Source organism: uncultured Flavonifractor sp. (assembly GCF_944383115.1).
GTDB lineage: Bacteria > Bacillota > Clostridia > Oscillospirales > Oscillospiraceae > Flavonifractor.
In genome coordinates, this window is sequence record NZ_CALWOJ010000024.1 from 1 (window position 1) to 22,977 (window position 22,977).

A 22,977-nucleotide genomic window follows, 5' to 3' on the forward strand; every position below is an offset into this window, starting at 1 on the left:
CAGATGACCTTCGGCTTCTCCCGCGACGACGCCGGCAAGTTCCTGAGCTACTACTACGACAAGAAGATCTACGAGTCTGATCCCTTCGCCCATCTGGATCAGAACGGCGTAGGCAAGCTGGTGGCCATGGCCGTCCAGCTGGGCCATCAGACCCGCCCCGACATCCACATGGGTATCTGCGGCGAACACGGCGGCGATCCCACCTCCGTGGAGTTCTGCCACAAGGTGGGCCTGGACTATGTGTCCTGCTCCCCCTTCCGTGTGCCCATCGCCCGTCTGGCCGCCGCCCAGGCTGCTATCAAGAACCCCCGGTAACCAGAGTATATGGTTCAACGCCGCCCCAGCTCCTGCGGAGCCGGGGCGGCGTTTTTTCTGATTGGCAGGCGTGCATTTTGACCCAGTCTCAGTTCTCTTCAGGGCAAAAACAGCAGCCGCGGAGGCCTAAAGGCCTCCGCGGCTGCTGTTTTTGGTTTGCCTCAGGAAAACTCTGTCAGGCGTATCTCCCTCTCAGTCCAGAACCGCCTTGATGAAGCTGCGGATGACAGCGGCCATCTCGCCTCTGGTGGCGGTGTTCTGAGGTGCGAATACGTTGGCGCCGATGCCCTGCATCAGGCCCTCGCTCTGGCAATACGCCACGCCGGTCTTTGCCCAATCGGAGATCTGGCTGCTGTCGGCAAAGGACAGGTCCGCGTCAGACTGCTGGGGCAGAACGTCCATCATAGCCGCGAAGCGGTAGAGCATGGTGGCCATCTGTTCCCGGGTGATGAGATCGTCGGGACCAAATTTGCCGTTGCCGTAGCCTTCCACGATGCCGTTCTCGGCGGCCCAATCCACATACTTGCCGTAGAATGCGTCGTAATTGCAGTCGTCAAAGTCGCGTACATCATCGGTGATCTGAATGCCGAAGCTCCGCTCGTACAGCCGTCCCACCACAGTGGCAAACATGCCTCTGGTGACTTTGCCGTTGGGGTCAAACAGCACGTCGGTGATGCCGATAAGGATCTCACGGTCAGACACAAAGTCGATGTTGGCCTCGCTCCAGTGGCCGGGCACATCGTCAAAGGTCTTGTGGTTGGGGGTGAACAGAACTTCCACACCTTCGGGGGCAATGTACTCGCCCTCATCCCATTTCCCGTTGCCGTTGACGTCGTAGGCAAAGCCGATGAATACCCGGTTGCCGCTGGCATCCAGATAGTAGGGATAGCCCGCCTCGCCGCCGAAGTCGGCCACGATATCGGTGTTGGCGTAAACTTCATACTTGCCGCCGCTGGTGAAGGCCACGCCGTTGACGGTCAGGGCGGCCAGCTGTTCACCCTCGGCAGGCTCCGCGGTGATCACCAGGGCGGTGCCCGCCTTGACCACGTCTCCATTGGAGATTTCCTTGCCGTTGGCCGTCACCTGAAGGGTACCATTGCCGATCACAGTGATGGCCACGGTGAACTCGCCGCTGATGGACCCGCTGCCGCCGGCAGGACCCTGGGGGCCTTCGGGACCCGGAGGGCCCTCGGGACCGGGGGTAACCTCGCCGGTATACTCAAATTCGGCGGTGATGACCACCGGCTCAGTACCCACGGTGCAGGTTCCGCTGTCGTCCAGGCTGGTACCGGTGACGGTGAGGGTCTTAAGGCTGTAATCATCGCCGGCAGGTTCGGTCTTAACCATCAGGGTGGTACCAACGGGGACATATTGGCCGTTGGTGACGCTGGTGCCGTCCTGCATGGTTACCTTGACGGTACCGCTGACGGAGGTCCAGGACACCGGAACCTCAGCCACCGCAAAGACGCATTCAATCTGGTTGTTTCTTTCAGCGTTGACGGTGTAGCTGACCACACTGCTCAGCAAAGCCTTGCTGTAGTCTGCGCCGCCCGCAGTCAGGATATCCAGCTTGTAGTGAGCGTCGGGCACCGCCAGGATGGTCAGGCTGGTACCCACCGGCACCAGCTGTCCGCTGGTCACCTGGTCGCCCTTGTTATCCAGAACGGTGAGGATGCCGTTTTCCGGCTCGTTGAAGGTCACTGCGCACTCCAGGGCGTCAAACACGGCGGTAATGGTGAGATCGCTGGTGAGCGTAACCTCCCAAACGCCGTCGCCGTCGGCATCCGTTCCGCCGGGAACACCCATCGTGTTGACCTTGGAGCCGTCTTCCGCCTTGGCCCCGATGGCCAGGACGCTGTTTACATCCAAGGCATAAGTGCCGGCAGTATATTCCGTACCGTCGATGGTCACAGTGCCATCGCCGCTGCCCAGGATATCAATGGTCACCTCGTATGCGCTGCGGGTAAAGGCGGCATCCAGGGTCACCGCCCCATCCACCACATAGGTGGTTTCCATCGGGCTGGAGGAACCGTCGGACAGTTCGTCGCTGTTTGCAGTCAGGCTTTCCACCTTGTAATACTCCGCAGGGGTGGCGATGATCTGGATCTCGCTGCCTTTTGGTACCTGGGCGCCGGACTGGAGCTTAACGCCATTCAGATAGGCCTCCAGAGTACCATTGGTAACGTCCGCAATGGTGACTTCATGGTAGGTGGTCACGGTCTCGGTCACAAAGGGGCTGGCCATGCCGGTGAAGTCCAGATCCGCGTCCACGCCGGTAATGGTGACCACACAGGCCATGCCGCTCATGGACAGGCTGGGCACCCCGCCGGACCCGGCGGCATCCAGAACCTTGTTTACCTCTTCCGCCAGGATGTTGTAGTCCACCGTGTAGCCGCTCTCAGGAGTGAAGGTGAGTCGGGCGGTACCGCCGTCGGCCATCAGGACTGCGTCGGTATTGGGGGCCAGGTCAGCTTCATCCACATCGCCGCTGATGCCGTCGGGTACATAGCTGGCTGCCGCGGTGCCTGTGGGCACTTCGCTGGTGGTGGGCGGATCGACGGTATCGTCCACCACTTCATCCGCAAAGCCGGCGGGTACGGTGACGGTGAAGCGGTCGGCGCTCTCGGTAAAGGTAGCTTCCACCTCCACGTTTTCGGTAAGTGTATCGATGGTGTAGGTGTAGCAGCCGTTATCCTCATCCCAAACGGGGGTGACCGTTGCGCCGTTGATGGTCAGGGCGGAGAGGATGTTGTCGGCGTCCGGCGTAACGGTGAAGGTCACCTGAGAACCGCCGCGAATGCTTTCGCTGCCGCTGTCGGGGATGGTTCCGTCAAAGGTATCCGAGCCAATGGTAACGGTATAGTCCGCCGTCAGGGAGCCGCTGCCTTCGGTGGAGAGGGCCACATCATAGAAGCCCCGGCGGAAGGTGACGCCGATGTACTGGCCGGCGTCAATGTCATTGAGATCGGACCGGACGTCCAGCAGGGTGAGGACGTTGCCGTCGGCAGTATAATCCACCCCGTCGGGTACCAGCCACTCATAGACGTAGCTGCCTGCGTCGGGTACGGCCAGCAGGGTCAGAGCGCCGTGTTCCTTCACGGTAAAGGTCTTGCTGGAGGACATATCCACCGTTTCCGTGCCGCTCTTCACGATGCCGTAACCGTTCTGATAGCTGTTGGTGGTAACGGTAACGTCGTAGCTGGGCACGGGCTTGAAGGTGGCCTTCACATCGAACCCTTCCGTAATATCCGTTACGGTATAGGTGGCGCTGCCGGCCGTGCCGGGGATGGGGGCATAGACGCCGGTGCCGTCGTTGGCCAGCCACTGATCCACCAGATAGTCGCTGGTCACGGGTGCGGCCAGAATCACCACGTCGTCCATCGCTTGGACGGTATAGGGACTGGTCGCTCCCTCCACCTTCTGTCCGTTGACCAGGAGGGTCACGGAACCATTGGCGTCGGCAGCAAACCTGATTTCGATGTCCGCGCCCACAAATTCCACAGTGACGGTGTGGTCGGCCTCAATGTTGCTGAGGGTCAGGCTGTTGCCGGTATAAGTGACACCCGGAACCTCCTCATACACTACGCCGTCCACCAGCCACCGGGCCACGGCGCAGTGGGTATCGGGAGTGGCGGTAAAGATCACTTCGCTGCCCTTGACCACCACGTCGCCGGAAGCCAGGTTCTGGCCGCCGCTCTGGGCGGTGATGCTGCCGTTGGCGCCTGCGGAGTAGGTGATGGCAAAGCCGTTGGTGTTTACATAGTCCGCTGTGACCACATAGTGGGACATGGACGCGGCGGTGAAGGTAAGGGTATGATTCTCCTTATCCACCGCGTAGAGGGGGTCGTTCATGACGCTCTGGCCATTCACATACCAGGTCTTGACCATGTACTCCTCGTCAGGCGAAGCAGTGACCACCACGGTGCTGCCGGTGGGGACAAAGCTGCCGTCGGCGGAGATGACGGCGTCATTGCCCCAGACCGCGCTGGTGATGGAGCCGTTTGCCGCACCGGTGTTGTCATAGGCCACCCAGGCATCAGTGGAGAGATGGATAATGACGGTCCTGGTGAGCTTGGTGCCGTCCTGGTTCTCATAGGTGGCCGTCAGCTGCAGCTGGCCGTTGGTGCCCGTCTCGCTGGGATGGATGGTAAGTTCGCCGGTAGTGGCATTCACCACCGTGGTGACCCGCTGGGCGCCCCACAGGGACCAGGTCAACCGGCTCTCGTCAAATGTTCCCTCGTCCAGGCTCACCACAGCATCGAAGTCCCAGGTCTTGGCGGTACCATCGGTGTTGTGGTAGAGGGTGTAGCTGCCGTCGCCGGAGGGGGTCTCATCCTTGCAGGTGACGTCGATGCCCTGGGCTGTGGACGTTACGGTAATGGTGGCAGTGGCGCTGCCCAGCTGCTGGGTCTTATTTTCATCTGCATAGCTGGTGACGGTGACCTGGATCTGGCTGCCGATGACCGCGTCCTGGTTCACCGTGAGAACGGCGGAGCTGCCGTTTTCACTCAGAGTACCATTGCCGGTGACCTCCCAGACATAGACCTTGGGGGTGGTTCCGGTGAAGGTGGTGGTGAGGGTGACGCTGTCGCCCCGCTTGAGGGTGGCGCTGCTGGGGGAGATGTACAGATCGCCGCTGCTCACCGCAGCCTGGGTGACGGTGAGGGGGATGTCCATGGTGTAGGTGGTGGCATCGGTGGTATTCTCATCGTAGAAGTACACCCGGACGGTATAGCTGCCCGCCTTCAGGCTCCCGAGCCAGGTGGCATTGAGGGTCAGCGTGCCCTGGACCTGGTTGGCACCGGCCGCATAGGCATAATCCTCTGCATCCAGCCTGGTCTCCTGGCCTGCGCTGTCGAGAAGGGCCACATAGCCGGTGGAGGCGTTGCTGCCGCCCGTCTTGTCAAAGGCGTGGATCACGCCGCCCACAGCCGGAGGCGTCAGCGCGATCAACTGATTCTCGCCCTTATCTTCATCCAGATCATAGGTCAGGGAGGTGGGATCCGCGGCGGCGTCCGTGGCAGCGGTACCGAACTTCATGTACTTGGCCGTTGCGTTGACATTCAGTTCCTCCGATACGTACGCTGTGGCAGCCGCAGTACCAAGTTCCTGCCGCCAGCCGAGGCCGTAGGGCAGCTCCGCGCTGCCGTCATAGTACTTCATGGTGGTGCCCGTTGCGGAGGATCCCTCCGATACCTGGATGGGCGAGAGACTATACCCCTCGGCTCCAAACACAATCAGGGCACCGACGTTGTGGAGATTGATGGAGTTGACCCTCGCTGTGGGTACATTCTCCCCAGTGGTAATCAAGGTAAGGCTGCCGCCGTTGCCGTGGATGTTCAGATCCGCATTCATGCTCACATCCAGGGCCGTGTCTTGGGAAGCCAGCGTGTTGTCACCCTTCAGGTAGAGGGGGGCGCTGCCGATGGAAAGCGCGCCGTAATACAGGTTATCCAGGGTCAGGGATGCAACGGAACTGGCTGCCTGGGTAGCGATGATGGATTTGCCGGAAACATCCGTTGTTGCCGTGCCGCTGAGGGTATAGTCGTACTCCGTTGACGGTTCCGGCGTTACGGTGCCTGTGTAGTATGTTCTGGTAACTACCGGCGAGTCGGACGAATCATCCGTCTCCTCTTGCTTCTCCCATGTGATGGAGCCGCCGCAAAGGGTCAGTTCTCCGTTGATCTCGCTGGCCACGATCCGCCAGTTTTGTTTCTGGTCATACCCGGTCACCTCGAGTTCGTTCCTCGATACAAACTCGATATCGGTACTGGAGGAATCGGCAAGATCCACATAGTAATATAGATTTGCTGTATCTCCCCCAACCAGGGGCCCACTGTAGGTCTTGTCGCCGATCTTCACCGACATGGTGACCCCTGTGTCGCTGCTCTGCATGGGGCTGATGCGGACATATCTGGTGTCATCAGTGAGTTCCGGATAACTCCACACGCAATCAGGCCCGGCGGCAGTATTCTCCGCTGTTGCCAGTGTCTGGGCGCCCGCATCCAAAGAACGCATCTGATAGTCTGTATTCTTTTCTCCGGTGCGCAGCAAGGCGCCGCCGGTATAGCTTGTGGTCCAGACGGGAGTACCAGGCTTAAGGCTTTCGATATTCTTGCTGCCAAAGGGTGTGTCGACATCGGTGCCCAGTTCCATGATACCGCCCTTGTTCTCCAGCGAGTTGGCATAGATGGCATGCATCATGGATATTATGGACAGCTCGCCGCTGTTCACCGTCACGGTGTCGGCCTGGACGCCGTAGCTGGACATGACCGCATATATCCGCAATGCAGGTGAGGAGGAGCCGCTGCTCGCACCCACCACCAGCTGATTGACATTAAAGACCGCTGTCCCCCGGAAGCAATTGGCGTTCACGGCAACGTTGCCGCTGACTGCCAAGGTGCCGGCTACGGTGACGCCGTTATACACGCTGCCCAGATCAAGATTCAGACTGCCGCTGCCCCGGAGGGTGAGGTTCCCGGCAGTGGTGATCATCGTGGCGGAAGCAATGGTGCTGCTAGGAATTCCAGTATATTCCAGCTCATTGCTGCCTGTGACCGTCAGGGTTGCGTCACTGGCCTTGACCTGAATTATCTGCTTGTTTGTGCTGGTAAGGTTAAGGTCTTTGAAGGTGGCGCTGCCGGCGCTGCTGTCCAGAACAATGCTGAGATCGGGCGCCAGACCGCTGGACGCGTTTTCACCGCTCACCGTCAGGTTGGGCCGGCTGAGGGTAAGGGTCTGGGTCTGGGTATTGTAGGCCCAGCCGGTGCCGGTGATGGCGCCGATGTCCTCCCCGTTGACCGTAATGCCGATCTCCTTGAGTGTGACGGTAATTACCTGGTTGGCGGTAACATTTTCAATGGTGTAGACACCGGTGGCGCTGTCATAGGAATAGATAGTACCGTCTACCTCATTGCCTGCCGTTGTAAACTGGTTGCCGTTGGCACGTACCTGATCCACCAGACTCAGCCCGCCGCCGGAGAGCTTGAACTTGAAGGTACCGCCCGACACCACACTGGAGAGGTAACCGCTCTCAGGAGAGAGGGTCAGGCCAACGGTGTTCTCGCTGATGGTGGGCCAGGAGATGGTATTGTAGGTGGTCTTGGAGAAGATAGGCTCGAAACCATAGTTCTCCCGGATGTCGGGGATGATATACTTGAGGGAGGTAGCCCGGGTGATCACCGCTTTGCCGGTACTCTCCGGGGTGGTACTCCAGTAGGTCACCGTCTGTCCCTGTTCCGGTATCACCATGACGGTGAGGCTCTCTCCATCATGGACGCTGACCACCGTCTGGCCGCTGCTGTTTTCTTCAGACTTGGCGCCGTCGGGCAGCTCACAGCTGTAGGTGCCGCTGCCGGAGATGTCCTCCATTGTGATGGCATGGACCGCCTTCTCCGTCAGATGAGCCGTAACCGTCTCCGCCTGCTCCAGCGCCGGAATGGTGAAGGAGGTCCCGGAGGCATAGATGGTAACCGCGGTTCCCGTCCACTCCGCCGTACCGGTGAAGGGGGCGGTAAAGTAATAGGAAACGCCGTTGTCGGTGTAATAGTAGGCCTGGCCCGCTGTTACCGCACCGCCGCTGGTGATGAGAACAGCCAGGCGGTTGACCTCGGTGGTGGCGGTGACCTGGGTGCTGCCGGCCGTCCAGCCATCCAGGTCATAGTAGGCCGGGAAGCTGAGCTGGGCGTTGACCGCAGTGCCGCCGGGAACATCCGGGATGGTGATGGAGGACGCCGCCGGGTCATAGGGCAGGCGGTACTCCTGGTCGTCCAGGGTGTAGACGATCTCCGCCCCCTCCGGCGCAGACATCTCTGTTTCCACGTCGAAGGCAATGGTCAAGTCATAGGTGTCCCGCTTGGTGTAGCCGGTGACAGCGGTATCTTCCGTTACGGCCACGGTGTAGGTGCCGGCGGTGTAGTCGGCAGTACCCTGGCTGCCCGTGGACACATAGAGATAGTCGCTGTCCCAGTCACAACCCTTGGCCGTTTCCACCGTGACCACGGTGTCGCCTTTGATGGGGGTGCCGCTGGTGAAATAGACCTTCTCTGCCACGGCATCGGGAGAATCGTTCACCCGGTTTTCGTACCAGGCGGTGAGACCGTTGTTGCCGCTGAGGTCGGTGTAAGTAAAGGTATAGAAGTCCCGCTCGAACACGGCGTAGACCGAGCAGCTGGCCGAGGGCATAATCAGGTCGAAGGTGCTGCTCTCCTTCCCGAAGTCCTCGTCGTCATACTGGGTGCCCTGGCCCACCTCGGTATAGCGCCACTCCTTGAAATGATACCCCTCCTTGGGTACGGCGGTGAACTTGAAATTGGCGTTGGCGATGACCACGCTGCCGCTGGTGAGGGTGGGGTCGCTGCAGGTGATGGTACCGCCGTCAGCATCCCCGGCAGTGCCGAAGGCCAGGGTGTTCTGCTTGACGGCAAACTGGACCTCAACGGTGGTGTTCTCGTTGAGGAGAACATAGGCGATGGAGGCGTCCTTCTTGCCCTGGGCCACGCCGTTGATGTACCAGTCATAGATCTCATAGCCCGTGTCGGGCACGGCGGAGAACACCAGGCGGGTGCCGGTCTGGTGCTGCTGCACCAGGGTGTCGGCACTGCCTGCCGCCGCCCGGGTGGAGGCATAGTCCGGGGACACGGCATACAGGGTGCCTACCTCCTGGCCCTCGAAGGGCCGCACGGCGATGGTCACATCGTGGGTGGCGCCCAGGATGGTGAGGGAGCCGTCCTTGAATTTCAGGTCGTAGTTGGCCAGGGAATCCGTACACCGGATGGTGTAGTAGCCGCATACCTCGTCCACCGTCTCATGGGTAAACTCCTTCCAGGCGGTGTTGTAGTACTTGGTATTGGCCACCGTGTCGGCTATGGCATCCTTCAGTGTGCCGTCCGCCTCCAGATCACAGGGCGCCCAGCTGCCGGTGACCACCGGCAGCTCGCCCAGCTTGGGCTGGACGGCGTCGGTGCCCTCAGACCCTCTCTGGGTGGGCAGCTGCAGGGTGATGGGCCGGGGATTCACCGTGAAGAGGGCCTCGGTGTACGGGCCGTTCTCCTCTCCCTGCATCTGCACCAGGTAGTTGCCGGCAGGTGTGTTGGCAGCCAGAGCGTACTTGCCGCCCTCGTTGGCGTAGGTCAGGTAGGCGGATACGCTCTGTTCATACAACACATAGTCCTCATACAGGCGGGCATATGTGCCGCTTGTCTCCCCCGTGGTATAGCTGGCGGTAAAGTACCGCCAGACGCCGTCCTCCAGCATGTAGCGATAGGTTTTTCCGGCTTCTATCCCCTTTACCCTTGTTCCTGTCGCCATTGGATCCGCCCACCGCTGGTTGTATGCTCTGTAGACAGTGGAGGTGGCGTCCGCCGCATACAGCGTAGCGGAGCGGGCCTGCTGCTCCGTATTGCTGGTGACGCCGCCGGATTTGTTGATCTTGTAGAAGGTGAGGGTGGCGCCGTCGCCATAAACGATGTCCACGGGCATATCAATGGTGTAGCCGCTGCTCATCTGGGAGAGATATGTGCATTCAGCCGAGCAGGCCTTGAAGATATAGGAGCCGGCGTACCGGACCGCCACTGTGTACAGGCCCTCCGGCAGGGTGCCCTCCACCACCTTTGCGGCGGTGCCGGTGGCATCCAGGTCGGCAAAGAAGGTGTAGCTGGCGCCGGTGGCGGTGTTGGTAAAGAGGAAGGTGGCGGTTCCACTGGGAATGGCCGCGCTGTCCCCGTGGGCGTTCTTCACCTGGGCATACAGCTGCATGCCGCCGCCGGTGATGTCTTCCACGCTGAGGGTGGTCTCATCGATATAGGAGGTGCGTTTGGCGTGGGTCAGCACCACCGTGCCGGTGTAGGCCGTGATGTAGGTGGCAGTGTCCCTGGTCTGCACGTTCACCCGACAGCGATAGCTGCCCGCCGTGTCCACGCCGGCGTTGGCAAAGGTGAGGGTCATGCCGGTCTGGTTTACCATGTCCACCCAGGCGCCCTTCTCCATCTTCTGCCACTGGTACTGGACAATGGAGTAGTAGTTGGCGGCATTCTCCCCCTGGGGGCCCTTCACATCCACGGTGAGATAGCTGTTTTTATCCGGGTAGACCAGGAGGGTGCCGTCGTTGATGCTGTCGGACTCATTGATATACAGCAGCGGATAGCCCTCCGCAGCCTTGGTCCTGGCGGTGAGCAGGGCGCTGGGGGAGGACAGAGGCGGCACGCGGTTGAGTCGCTCCACCTGAATGGCATACTGATACTCCGTATAGGGCGTCAGATTGGCGTCCGTATAGCAATACTGTTTGTAGGACTTCCCGTCTTCGCCCACCTTGTACTCAAAATAGCGGGAGTCAGAAGGATCGATCTCGGCAATCAGATCCAGACCACCGCCCACGGGGAAGTCAAAATACTTATAGAGATAGAACTTGGTGGCCTCGCCGTCGTAGGTCCAGGTAAGGACATTTTCCTCGCTGGTGGTGCGGTCATAGTCCTGCTGGAAGTCGTCGGGCAGCTTGGGAGGCTCCGAAACGTCCCCAACCACATAGCTGACCACAGGGATGCTGGCGCCGTTGTCGAAGACATAGTTGTAGGCAAAGAGCTTCCAGGTATAGTAGTAGCCGTAATCCTGGAACTCCAGGGGCATGTTGGTAACAGTACCGGAGAAGCTGGTGCCGGTGAAGTTCACATCGGCCCAGCCGCCCGCTGGGTTGATGGAGCCCTGGATACCGCCGGATACTTCCACCTTGGCCTGCCCGATATCGGCCTGCGCACCGCTGCCGCCGCCCACCTTGAAGTCCACAGCCGCACCCATGTTGTAGCTCTCGGACTGCTCCTCGGTAATGGTGATAGTCTGAGAGATGGAGCCATTGCCGAAGCTGACGCCGGCAGGATCATCGTTCCACTGAGCAATCACATTGTAGCCGCTGGTGGAACTGGGGTAGGAGGCCGGGTCGCCGGGGGTGGAGGTGAGAGCCACGCCGGCAATCTGGGGCAGCTCGTCGTAGTTGCCCTGGATGGACTCGTAGTAGTCCAGATTCAGAATCTGATAGCAGGGGGTAAAGGTGTTCTGAATGGTCTCTACGGTGGTATCATACCCGCCCTGACCGTTGGGGACATGGATGTTGTAGACATAGTTCTCCGTGGGGATGGAGAAGAAGGCCACCGCATCCTCATCCTGGCTGGTTTCGAAGGTCAGCTCATATTCGGTGGTCTTGGTGGTGGATTCCTCCCACTCCAGGGTGAACATGGCTGCACCCTCCAGCACCATCTTACCGCCGCCGATCACCCAGTCCGAGTCGGCCCAGGCGCCCACCTCCAGGTCGAAGGTGACAAATTCCGAGTGGCCCGAGCCTACAATGCGGCTGAAGGAGGTGGTGTTCTGCCAGGCGTAGTCGTAGTCCACCACCTCGTCCACGTCCTCATAATAGGGGGCCGCGGCGATGATGGCCAGCACCTGGGGGTCGGAGTAGGTCAGGTAGTGGACGCCGGTGTACTCAATGATGACGGTGTCCATATCCACATCCGCCAGAACGGGGACGACGGCATCACGGGACCAGTTCTCCCGGGTGGCGTTGGTCAGCTTGACCCCATCCCCGGCGCCCTGCAGGGTGTAGACGCCGTAGTTCAGATTGCCCATGCTGTTGGTCTGGGGCGTCATCATGGCGGTGGAGAGGATGTCCCCGCCGCTGCCGTCCACGTCGCCGCTCACCACGCCGTATTCGCAGTAGCCATAGGAGGGATCCGACGTGCCAATGCTGGGCTGAATATCCGGGATCCAGGCGGGATCCAGCCTGGCGCTGGTATCCTCCGCGGAGTAGTTCGTGTCGTCCAGGGAGTAGAAGAGCTGCAGCTGTCCCTCGTTGTTGCGGTAGAGGCAGCTGTCCACATAGATGTAGGTATAATCGCTACCCACCGGGGTCATCACCGCGGCGTTGGCCGTCATGAAGGGCAGGCTGTGGTAGTTTTCGTCAAATCCGTTGTTGGTCTTCCAGTTGGTGGTGGTAGTCACACCGCCCTGCCCGTCATCCAACTCCACCGTGACGAACTCGCCGTCAATGACCTTATAGGTACCGCTGGAGCTTACTGTCATGCCGGTATCACTCATATAGGTGTAGGCGGTGATGGTACGGGTGGTGTTATTGGCCGCGTCGTTGATAGGCTGGCCGGCGGCGATCAGATCCTTCACCCCGTCCCCATCCATATCGCCGTAGGCAAAACCCACGCGCACCAGCTCGCCCAACTCGGCAGTGTTGAGATTCAGGCCGTCGTGAGTCTGAAGCATCCGGCTCTTGGCGCCCCACAGCACCGAGGCGGTGCTGGCCTTGCTGTACTTGACCTTTAGCTCATTCTTCTTGGCCACATATGGATTGCTGAGCGCAGTAGCAGACTGTACGGTGAACACCAGGCTGCCGGAGGAGATGGCCAGGTCGTCCACGCCGTCCCGGTTGAAGTCCCCGGACTCCAGGGATACCATGTTGGGCACCACGTCGGCGCTGAGGGCATGGCTCCATACCCGGCTCCAGTTGGCGGCCTGGAGCCAGTCCTTGTCTCCGGACTGGGAGGTCTTCTGGTATTTGTAGATGTCCACGCGGGCGGCGGCGTTCTCCGCCACATAGACGGCAATCTCGGCGGTGCCGTCCCCGTCGTAGTCACCGGCGGTGATCTGCAGCAGATTCTGCCAGGCAAAGTCAAACTTCTCCTGGTCTGCATCGCCGCCGGAAACAGTATGCTCCGGGCTGATGGCGCCGCAGATTTCCTTCACGGCGCCGTAGTTGCCCATCTCCCCGTCATAGAAGTAGAGATAGAGTTTCTGGTCGCCGGAGGTACCGGCAATACCCACATAGGCGATGCCGCCGGGGAGGCCGTCGCCGTCAAAATCGCCGGCTGCCGCGGCAAAGAGCCGCATATTGCCGGGCATGGCCCCGCCGGAAGAGGGGGAGTAGGCAAAGCCGCTCAGCTCGAAATTGTTATCCTTGCCATAGGAGGCCACGCCGGCGCTTGCCGCCGTAACCAGTTCAAACACCTGGTTGCCCGGGACAATGTCCCGACCATAGGGGTTCTCGGTGGAATCTTCATTATACCCCTCCGGGACCACTGTGGTGTCAAACCCCAGGGCGGTAAACACGTCCGCATCCTGGCCCTCAAATCCGCCGGCCAGATTGGTGGCAGCCTCTGCCGGCAGGGTGATTCCGGGCAGCAACCCCACCATGATGGCACAGGCCAGCACCATACTCAGTACTTTCTTTCCCTTTCCTTTCTTCATGTGCATCCTCCTTTGACTGGTGTCCATGTTCCAGGTATTTGAGTTATCTGTGGGCAGAACAGAACTGATTTCCCTTCTCCTTGTTTTAGGGATCCTCTTCGTGCCTGCGCTTTTTGCGGCCGCACACGCCGATCCAACTGCCCGGCTGCTGCCGATAGAACCGGCAGGAGCCGCAGTCCACGCAGTGTCCTCCCTCCGCCGTCTCTCCCAGAGGGCAGGCGTCCTCACCTGTGAACAGGATGGGATGCCCCTCAGGCGTATAGACTGGGTTTTGGGTAAAATCCGGGTAGAGTTCTATGTAACGCCTTGCTTGTTCGTCATAGTACAACGGGATCTCCATTATGGTTCCTTCGATGTTATAGATTCTCGTCTTTTCCATACTCCACCCCTCTGCTTACCTGCATCAGAGTCCTACATCTGCTTTCACCCGGCCATACCTGCCGCGACCGGTTGTTTACATATCAAAGACACCCGTCCATGATCACACAAATACTCTACCACAAGTACAGCAGCAAAACTATTACCCATTTAGCGCATAAAAATGGGTAATGCCCGGCGGCATTGCCTGTTGCAGCACGGGCTTTTCATTCCCTCCTTGGGTGTCTGCCAGATCTTATAAAGCAACGGCATCGCACCGCTTACCGGTACTGGGTGCAGGATACGTTCAGTAATCCCACTGCCTCCGCCTCAGACCGCCGGACGATTTTCGATTTTACCATCCAAAATCTATTCTACGCCATTTCGTAGAGAAGTCCGGCAGCAAACCTGCCGATCCCCCCAGGCAGTTATACATGCCGTTCCTCTGTTGCGGGAATTACCGCGTTATGGTAGTTGCGTGGTCGATAAACCACTCCTACCTTATCAGGGAGTTTTTTCTGCCTTTCTTCTCTCTTAAAGCTATTTCTTACCCCTGCATAGCCAGCGGCTCTGGCCTTCTTGAGCGGACACAGTTCCGCCGATCTTCTTTTTCATACGGTGCTGACCCAATATGCCTCTGTAGTCAGTATCGGAGACCCCACTCGGAACCGCTATCAGCACATCTCTTTGGATATCACCGGCCACGGAAGCAGAAGTAGATGATCTGTATGGCATAACTTCTATAAAATTGATCTGGGTCACGCATCCAGATCAATTTTTATTATCCTCGACTTGCCCGTATGTCCTATTTCTGGTATACTATACACATCTTTCTTTTTCTGCAATAATTAGATCGCATTGTACAAATAGTCCAATTTATCGTACAGATGATGTGGTAACCTTCATTTATCGACAGGAGAAATGGCAGGTGTCTAACTATGAAATATGCTTCATACCTAGCACACATTTCCGATGATAACCGCATACAGAGCGTATATTCCCACCTGACCGGCACATCTGTTCGTGCAAAAGCATTTGCTACTTCCTTTGGCGGAGAGTCACAAGCAGAACTGGCTGGTCTGGCCCATGACATTGGAAAGTACTCCGAGGCATTCCAGAGTCATCTGCACGGCGAACCTAAACAGGTGGATCATTCCACAGCCGGCGCGGTGGAGTGCTGGCAGCGCGGGCAGCCCTTTGCCGCCTTTGCGGTGGCCGGCCACCACGGCGGTCTTCCAAACGGCGGCAATCAGACGGACGGTTCGGACCAGGCTACGCTGTGGGGCCGCGTCAAACGTGCGGGGAGTCTGGAACCCTATGGGCGCTGGGAACAGGAGGTTACGTTGCCTGAGCCGGATGTCCCTGGCTTCCTCAGAAAAAAGTCAGGGCTGGAATTGGTGTTCTTTACCCGGATGCTCTACTCCTGTCTGGTGGATGCTGACTTTCTGGACACAGAAGCCTTCATGGATGGCCGGGGCCGAGAACACAACGAGACTTCTATGGAACAGCTGTGGGACAGGCTTCAAAGCTACATATCCGGCTGGTTCCCACCCAAAGGGGAGCTGAACCGCCAGCGCTGTAAGATTCTGGAGCAATGTATTCAGGAGGGAGAAGCACGAGCGCCGGGGCTTTTTTCCCTCACCGTACCCACCGGCGGAGGAAAAACCGTAGCCTCCCTGGCCTTTGCCCTGGCCCACGCAAAAAAACACAACCTGGAGCGGGTAATCTATGTGATCCCCTACACCTCCATCATTGAGCAGACGGCAGAGGTATTCCGGGAGATTCTGGGCACGAAAAACGTACTGGAACACCACTCCAACGTACTCTACGATCTGGAGGGGGAGGCTGATCCTCACACCATCTCCCTGGCCAAGGCCACGGAAAACTGGGATATGCCGGTGGTGGTAACCACAGCAGTACAATTTTTTGAATCTCTGTACGCCTGCCGCTCCTCCCAATGCCGCAAGCTCCACAACATCGCCGGCAGCGTGGTGATTTTTGACGAAGCCCAGATGCTGCCCATTGCCTATCTGCGCCCCTGCGTCTGGGCCATTTCCCAGCTGGTGGAGCATTACGGCGTCTCCGCAGTTCTCTGCACAGCGACGCAGCCTGCACTGGAGCCGATCTTCCGAGAATTTCTTCCTCAGATTCCGGTGCAGGAGCTGTGTCCGCCCGATACCTGCCAGTGGGATGTATTCCGCCGAGTGACCTTCCGGCGGGCGGGCAGCCTGACCTGGGATGAGCTGGCCGCACAGCTCAATACCCACAGCCAGGTTCTGTGCATCGTTAACACCAGAAAGGCGGCCCAGGCGGTATATGGACGGCTGGATGGGACAGGCTGTTTCCATCTGTCCACCCTCATGTGTCCCAGCCACCGAAAAGCACAGCTGAGGGAGATCCGCCGCCGACTGAGGGAGGGGCTGCCCTGCCGGGTGGTGTCCACCTCCCTTATCGAGGCGGGAGTGGACGTGGACTTCCCGGTCGTGTTCCGGGAGCAGTCTGGGCTGGACTCTATTTTGCAGGCCGCCGGACGATGCAACCGGGAGGGCAGGCGGTCTGCGGAGGAGAGCGTAGTCCACATTTTTGAGGGGGAGGAAAAGGCCCCGCCCCTCTTCTCCACCGCGATCGGCGCAGGAAAGGCGGCCATGGCCCGCTATGCCGACATCGCCTCCCCGGAAGCCATCCACGCCTATTTTTCCGAACTTTTGGATCTGAAGGGAAGAGAGGCTCAGGACAAAGAGCAAATCTTGCCGCTGATTCAATCCGAGTTTTTCCCCTTCCGCACGGTGGCGGAGCGGTTCCATCTCATCGACAGCCCCACCCGGACAGTCTACATTCCGTGGGATAATGGCGCGGAACTGGTGAAGCGGCTGCGCGCCGGCGAAGGAGGACGAACGCTCTTCCGGCAGCTGGGGCAGTATGGGGTATCTGTCTATGAAAAGCACTTTGCCGCCCTGGAGGCGGCTGGAGATCTGGAGGTGCTGGAAAACGGCGCAGCCATTCTGTGCAATCCGGCTCTGTACGCCGAGGAGACTGGTCTCTCCCTGGAGGCCGACAGTGGGAAGGGTTTATTTATTTGAATATGCAACTGGAAAGGAGTGACGCCTATGTCCATTAAGCTGGAGGTCTGGGGAGACTACGCACTTTTCACCCGTCCGGAGATGAAGGTGGAGCGGGTGAGCTATGACGTAATGACCCCCTCGGCGGCCCGGGGACTGATCGAGGCCATCTATTGGCACCCTGGTATGCGGTGGCATATCGACCGCATCCATGTCTGCGCCCCCATCCGTTTCACCAACCTGCGGCGCAACGAGGTCAAGTCCACTATCTCCGCCCGTACCGCCCGCACGGTGATGGAGCGAGGGAAGGGGGAGCTGTGCCTCAGCACTTCGGAGGACATCCAGCAGCGCGCAGCTCTGCTGCTGCGGGAAGTCCGCTATGTAATTGAGGCCCATTTCGAGATGACGGAACAGGCCGCGCCGGGGGACAACCCTGGAAAGTTCCAGGACATTGTAAAACGGCGGATCCAGAGAGGGCAGTTTTATCACCAGCCCTGCTTCGGCTGCCGGGAGTTTCCCGCCCAGTTCCGTCTGTGCGAGGGTGTTCCGCCCTGTCCAGAGGATCTGAGAGGTGAGCGGGACCTGGGCTGGATGCTCTACGACATGGACTATACCGACCTGGAAAACATCACTCCCCTCTTTTTCCGCGGCATTCTCCGGGACGGGATGCTGGAGGTTCCGTCCTGGGACAGTGAGGAGGTGCGGCGATGATCCTGCAGGCACTGACGGATTACTACCGTACTTTGGAAGAAAAAGGCGAAATCTCTCCGCCCGGCTGGAAGAAATCAGATATTTCCTATGCTGTATACATCAGCGACAGCGGCGCACTGGAGCAGATCATCCCTATCAAGGTTCCGGTTAGGCAAGGGAAAAAGACCGTTCTGCGTCCCCAGTCCATAGAACTCCCGGTGCCCACCGACGGAAGAACATCCACCGCAATCCGGCCCAATTTTTTGTGGGACAAGCCCGATTATCTCCTCGGAATCAGCAAGGGAGGCACCGAGCGCGGCGCTGAATGCTTTGCCGGAGCATCAGCGCACCATAAAGCCATTCTGGCCGGCGTCTCCTCCCCTGCAAGTTCCGCCTTACTCTCCTTTTTCCAAACATGGAAACCAGAGAAGGCCATGGAATACCCGGCTCTGCAGGAATATATAGAGGACTTTCTCAAGGGTGCCACTCTGCTTTTCCGATACGGCGGCGGGTACGTTCACGAGGATGCCGCAGTCAGGGATGCCTGGCAGCGATACTATTCCGCACAGGAAAGCGGAATATCATCCGCCTGCCTTGTCACAGGCAAAACCGGCTCTATTGCCCGCATCCATCCCAAAATCAAGGGTATCATCAACGGAGAAGCCATGGGGAACACATTGGTAGGTTTTAACTCTCCCGCCGTCTGCTCCTATGGAAAAGAGCAAAGCTACAATGCCCCTGTTAGCCAGGAAACGGTGTTTGCCTACACCACCGCCCTCAACCACCTGCTGGCCGACCGGGAACACGTTTACCAAATGGGTGACGCCACCGTGGTCTGCTGGGCCAGAAGCGGCGGAGATGTCTATCAGAATATATTCGGGGCGGCGTTCTTTGGACAAGGCCCTGCCTATACGCTGACCGATTTGCAGGGAACGCTGAACAATCTCTGCAATGGCTTTGCGGTGGACCTGGACGAGGAGAGGCTAGATCCCAACATGGACTTCTACATCCTGGGGCTCTCCCCCAATGCCGCCCGGCTCTCGGTGCGCTTTTTCTTCCGCAACACCTTCGGAGCCTTTCTCCGCAATGCCCAGGCCCATCAGCAGCGGCTGGAGATCGTCAAGCCCGCCTATGATACGTTTGACACCATCCCCATGTGGAAGCTGCTGTATGAGACTGTCAATCAGAACAGCCGGGACAAAACCCCGGCGCCCAATATGGCCGGCGAGGCGCTGCGGGCTGTCCTCACTGATACCCGCTATCCAGCCACTCTGTTGAACGGCGTGGCCCTGCGCATCCGGGCGGAACACAGTATGACCCGTGGCCGGGCCGCCATCCTCAAGGCCTATTATCTGAAGAACATACATCCTGACGTACCAAAGGAGGTTTTGACCGTGTCTCTCAATCCAGACAGCACCAACATTCCCTACAACCTGGGGCGGCTCTTCTCCCTGTTAGAGGCCGTCCAGTCCGCCGCCAACCCCGGGATTAACACCACTATTAAGGACAAGTATTTCAACTCAGCTTCCGCCACCCCCGCCATTGTGTTCCCGGTACTGGTGAATCTGGCCCAGAAACACCTGAAAAAGCTGGATGGCGGCCTGCGTACCCACTATGATAAACAAATCACCACTCTGCTTTCCAAGCTGGGCGAGAGTTATCCCCCGCGTATGAACCTGCCCCAACAGGGCTGCTTCCAGCTGGGCTACTACCACCAGACCCAGAGCCGTTTTGAGAAAAAGGAGGAAAAGTAAATGTCTGAGCCTATTAAGAACCGCTATGAATTCGTCATTCTCTTCGACGTGGAAAACGGCAACCCCAACGGCGATCCCGACGCCGGCAACATGCCCCGGGTGGACCCGGAGACCGGTTTGGGCATCGTGACCGACGTATGCCTCAAGCGGAAGATCCGCAACTATGTGGAGACGGTGAAGGAGGACACCACCGGCTACCGCATCTACGTGAAGGACGGCGTACCTCTGAACCGCAGCGATGCCGAGGCTTATGCAGAGCTGGAAGTCACCGACAAGAATGTGAAGGAAAAGAAGAAATCCGACCCCGACCTGGATCGGAAGATCCGGGATTGGATGTGCAGGAATTTCTATGACATCCGCACCTTCGGCGCGGTGATGACCACCTTCGTTAAAGCGGCCCTCAACTGCGGCCAGGTGCGGGGCCCGGTACAGCTGGGCTTTGCCCGCAGTGTGGAGCCGGTGGTGCCCCAGGAGGTGACCATTACCCGGGTAGCCATCACCACCGAGGCCGACGCCGAAAAGAAGGGCACTGAAATGGGTCGGAAGTACATTGTTCCCTACGGTCTCTACCGCTGCGAGGGCTATATCTCCGCCAATCTGGCCCGCAAGACCACCGGTTTCTCCGAAGAGGACCTGTCCCTGCTGTGGGAGGCCATCCTCAATATGTTTGAGCATGACCACTCCGCCGCCCGGGGCAAGATGGCGGTGCGGGAGCTGATCATTTTTAAACACGACAGCGAGCTGGGCTGCGCCCCTGCTTGGAAACTCTTTGACGCTGTGACAGTTGCTCGGAAGCATCCGGATGAGGCCGGCCCTGCCCGCTCCTATCAGGACTATATTGTCTCCGTAGACGAGACCGCTCTGCCCGCCGGCATCACCTGTCAGCGCATGGGGTGACCTACGCCGAAGAGGACTTCCTCCAGCTGTCCGGCCTGCAGCACTTTGCCTTCTGCCGCCGCCAGTGGGCGCTCATCCACATCGAGCAGCAGTGGAAAGAAAACCTGCGCACAGTGGAGGGGGAACTCTTCCACCATCGTGCCCACGACGAGCAGGCACGGGAACGTCGGGGAGATGTTCTGATCCTGCGGGGACTATCTGTGGCCTCCCCCACCCTGGGGATCTCCGGAAAGTGTGATGTGGTGGAGTTCCATGCAGACCCTTCCGGGATCCTCCTCCGGGGGGAAGATGGCTTGTGGGTTCCCTTTCCCATCGAATACAAGCGGGGCGCGCCCAAGTCCCACCGGGCCGACGAGCTACAGTTGTGCGCCCAGGCCATGTGTCTGGAGGAGATGCTCTGCTGTGCCGTTCCGGAGGGGGCTCTCTTCTACGGCGAGACCCGGCGGCGGACATTGGTGTCCTTTTCCTCAGAGCTACGGGAAGAGGTGCGGGCGATGTTGGAGGAGATGCACCAGCTCTACTGCCGGGGACACACACCCAGGGTCCGGCGCTCCAAGTCCTGCAATGCTTGCTCCCTGCAGGAGTTCTGCCTGCCCGCCCTGATGAAGGGCAGCGCCGTGGACACCTATCTGCGTCAGGCCATGGAGGTGGAACCGTGAGACATCTGCTCAACACCTTATTTGTGACCTCGGAGGACATCTATCTATCCCTGGACGGGGAGAATGTGGTGGCCAGCCGAGAAAAGGACCCGGTGGCCCGCTACCCCCTCCACACCCTGTCCGCCATTCTCACCTTTGCCTATTCGGGCGCCTCTCCCGCTCTGATGGGGGCCTGCGCCCAGCGGGGGATCTCCCTGTCCTTTTGCACGCCCCGGGGGAAGTTCCTGGCCCGGGTCACCGGTGAGGCCAACGGGAACGTGCTGCTGCGCCGCGCCCAGTACCGGGCGGCAGACGACCCGGCGCAGAGCTGTGTCATCGCCCGATCAATGGTGTTTGGAAAGGTCCATAACGCCCGCTGGAGCATCGAGCGCACCCGCCGAGACCACGGCCTCCGAGTGGATGACCAGCGGCTTGGGGAGGTGTCCGGCCAGCTGAAAGCCCTGCTGCCCCAGCTTTTGCACGAGACAAATCTGGACAGTCTGCGGGGGTTGGAGGGAGCTGGGGCCACTTCCTATTTCAGTGCATTCGATCAGCTGATTTTGGGTGACCGGTCTGTATTCCGCTTTGAGACCCGCAGCCGCCGGCCGCCCCTGGATCCGGTAAACGCTTTGCTTTCTTTTGCCTACAGCCTGCTGTCCCACGACTGCACCTGGGCGCTGGAAAGTGTGGGCCTGGACTCCTATGTGGGCTTTCTCCACCGGGACCGGCCTGGCCGCAGTTCTCTGGCATTGGATCTGATGGAGGAATTCCGCCCCTGTATGGCAGACCGGTTTGTGCTGACCTGTATCAATAACCGGGTCTTTCAGAAGTGTGATTTTATCTATCGGGAAAATGGCGGTGTGCTGCTCAGTGAGGGTGGAAGGCGCACCTTCCTCCAGCGGTGGCAGGAGCGCAAGAAGGACAGCCTGACCCATCCATTCCTAGGGGAGAAAGTGCCCTGGGGGCTGGTGCCCTATTTGCAGGCACTGCTCCTAGCCCGGTATCTGCGGGGCGATTTGGAGGCCTATCCGCCCTTTTTATGGAAGTGAGGATGTCATGCTGGTACTGATCACATACGATGTCAACACGGAGGATTCTGCCGGTCGCAGGCGGCTGCGGCAGATCGCCAAGCAGTGCGTCAACTATGGCCAGCGGGTACAGTGTTCGGTATTCGAGTGCCTGCTGGACACAGCACAATGTAAGCTGCTCCAGGCTAAGTTGCTGTCCATTATGGATCAGGATAAAGACAGTCTGCGCTTTTACTACCTAGGGCAACGATACGAAAACAAGATCGAACACTTTGGCTGTAAGCCCTCCTACCTGCCAGAAGAGCCGCTGATCCTGTAGTAGTGCGAAGGGACAGTTGCCACACATTGCCCGGGCGGTTCGCACCGCAATGAAGTTCTTTTTAATAAGATAATAAATGTCTTTATTCGATATTTTTCTTGAAGATAGAATAAACTTTATTTAAATTTTATAAATTTGCAGATGTGTATTTGTGCAGATCTGCTGTCGCTCCCCGCACGGGGAGCGTGGATTGAAATCATAAGTCCAAGAAGCCTCAGCAGAGCCCTAAACCCGTCGCTCCCCGCACGGGGAGCGTGGATTGAAATTTAGAATGCTCTGCCACAGTAACAGTATACCCGGCGTCGCTCCCCGCACGGGGAGCGTGGATTGAAATTCCCAAAGGGCTGGGTCTCTGACGTAAAGATCCACGGTCGCTCCCCGCACGGGGAGCGTGGATTGAAATACTCTCCGTCTCGCGTCTTTGCTGGCATCGGCAAAAGTCGCTCCCCGCACGGGGAGCGTGGATTGAAATCGAGGTGTCAACAAATCAGTGACACGCGAAAGGTGGTCGCTCCCCGCACGGGGAGCGTGGATTGAAATGTCGCTCATAGCCCTGATGCGGTCGGCGTTGGTCGTCGCTCCCCGCACGGGGAGCGTGGATTGAAATAACAATCAGATCGGAAGAGCGACGCGTAGGGAAAGTGTGTAGCTGTCGGTGGAGGCTGGATCGAAATAAAA

General features: G+C 59.0%; 10 protein-coding genes and 1 CRISPR repeat array. Of the genes, 8 read left to right on the forward strand and 2 right to left on the reverse strand.

Annotated elements, in window-relative coordinates; translation table 11 throughout:
• Positions 1–315: putative PEP-binding protein (locus Q0K43_RS04485; protein WP_366086138.1), on the forward strand; the 315-nt coding region annotated here is incomplete at its 5' end.
• Positions 316–507: 192 nt separating this feature from the next.
• Here the strand turns inward: Q0K43_RS04485 and Q0K43_RS04490 are convergent.
• Positions 508–13,557 (reverse strand): S-layer homology domain-containing protein, encoded by a 13,050-nt coding sequence (locus Q0K43_RS04490; RefSeq protein ID WP_297289369.1) that lies wholly within the window; start codon positions 13,555–13,557, stop codon positions 508–510.
• 85 nt (positions 13,558–13,642) lie between these two features.
• Positions 13,643–13,936, reverse strand: coding sequence for a hypothetical protein (locus Q0K43_RS04495; protein ID WP_297289370.1), 294 nt, complete (start codon positions 13,934–13,936; stop codon positions 13,643–13,645).
• 916 nt (positions 13,937–14,852) lie between these two features.
• Between Q0K43_RS04495 and cas3 the strand changes: the two genes are divergently transcribed.
• The 7 genes from cas3 to cas2 are packed head-to-tail and all read left to right on the forward strand — an operon-like array spanning position 14,853 to position 22,299.
• Positions 14,853–16,994: a CRISPR-associated helicase Cas3' gene (cas3, locus tag Q0K43_RS04500; RefSeq protein WP_297289371.1), complete on the forward strand. Its 2,142-nt coding sequence runs from the start codon at positions 14,853–14,855 to the stop codon at positions 16,992–16,994.
• A 27-nt stretch (positions 16,995–17,021) separates the two neighbouring features.
• Entirely contained in the window at positions 17,022–17,684 is a 663-nt protein-coding gene (gene cas5c / locus Q0K43_RS04505; RefSeq protein WP_297289372.1) for a type I-C CRISPR-associated protein Cas5c, read from the forward strand.
• Complete coding sequence (cas8c, locus tag Q0K43_RS04510) at positions 17,681–19,417, forward strand: type I-C CRISPR-associated protein Cas8c/Csd1 (protein WP_297289373.1); 1,737 nt, start codon at positions 17,681–17,683, stop codon at positions 19,415–19,417. Before cas5c ends, cas8c begins: the two co-directional genes overlap by 4 nt.
• Positions 19,418–20,314: a type I-C CRISPR-associated protein Cas7/Csd2 gene (gene cas7c / locus Q0K43_RS04515; RefSeq protein WP_297289374.1), complete on the forward strand. Its 897-nt coding sequence runs from the start codon at positions 19,418–19,420 to the stop codon at positions 20,312–20,314.
• The gene (gene cas4, locus Q0K43_RS04520; protein WP_297289375.1) at positions 20,311–20,973 is read left to right on the forward strand and encodes a CRISPR-associated protein Cas4; all 663 of its coding nucleotides are present in this window, start codon (positions 20,311–20,313) and stop codon (positions 20,971–20,973) included. The genes cas7c and cas4 overlap by 4 nt, the downstream gene beginning before the upstream one ends.
• Entirely contained in the window at positions 20,970–22,001 is a 1,032-nt protein-coding gene (gene cas1c / locus Q0K43_RS04525) for a type I-C CRISPR-associated endonuclease Cas1c (protein WP_297289376.1), read from the forward strand. The genes cas4 and cas1c overlap by 4 nt, the downstream gene beginning before the upstream one ends.
• A 7-nt stretch (positions 22,002–22,008) precedes the next feature.
• Entirely contained in the window at positions 22,009–22,299 is a 291-nt protein-coding gene (gene cas2, locus Q0K43_RS04530; RefSeq protein WP_297289377.1) for a CRISPR-associated endonuclease Cas2, read from the forward strand.
• 164 nt (positions 22,300–22,463) lie between these two features.
• Positions 22,464–22,906: direct repeats of the CRISPR family, unit length 33 nt; unit sequence GTCGCTCCCCGCACGGGGAGCGTGGATTGAAAT.
• Positions 22,907–22,977 lie beyond the last annotated feature (71 nt).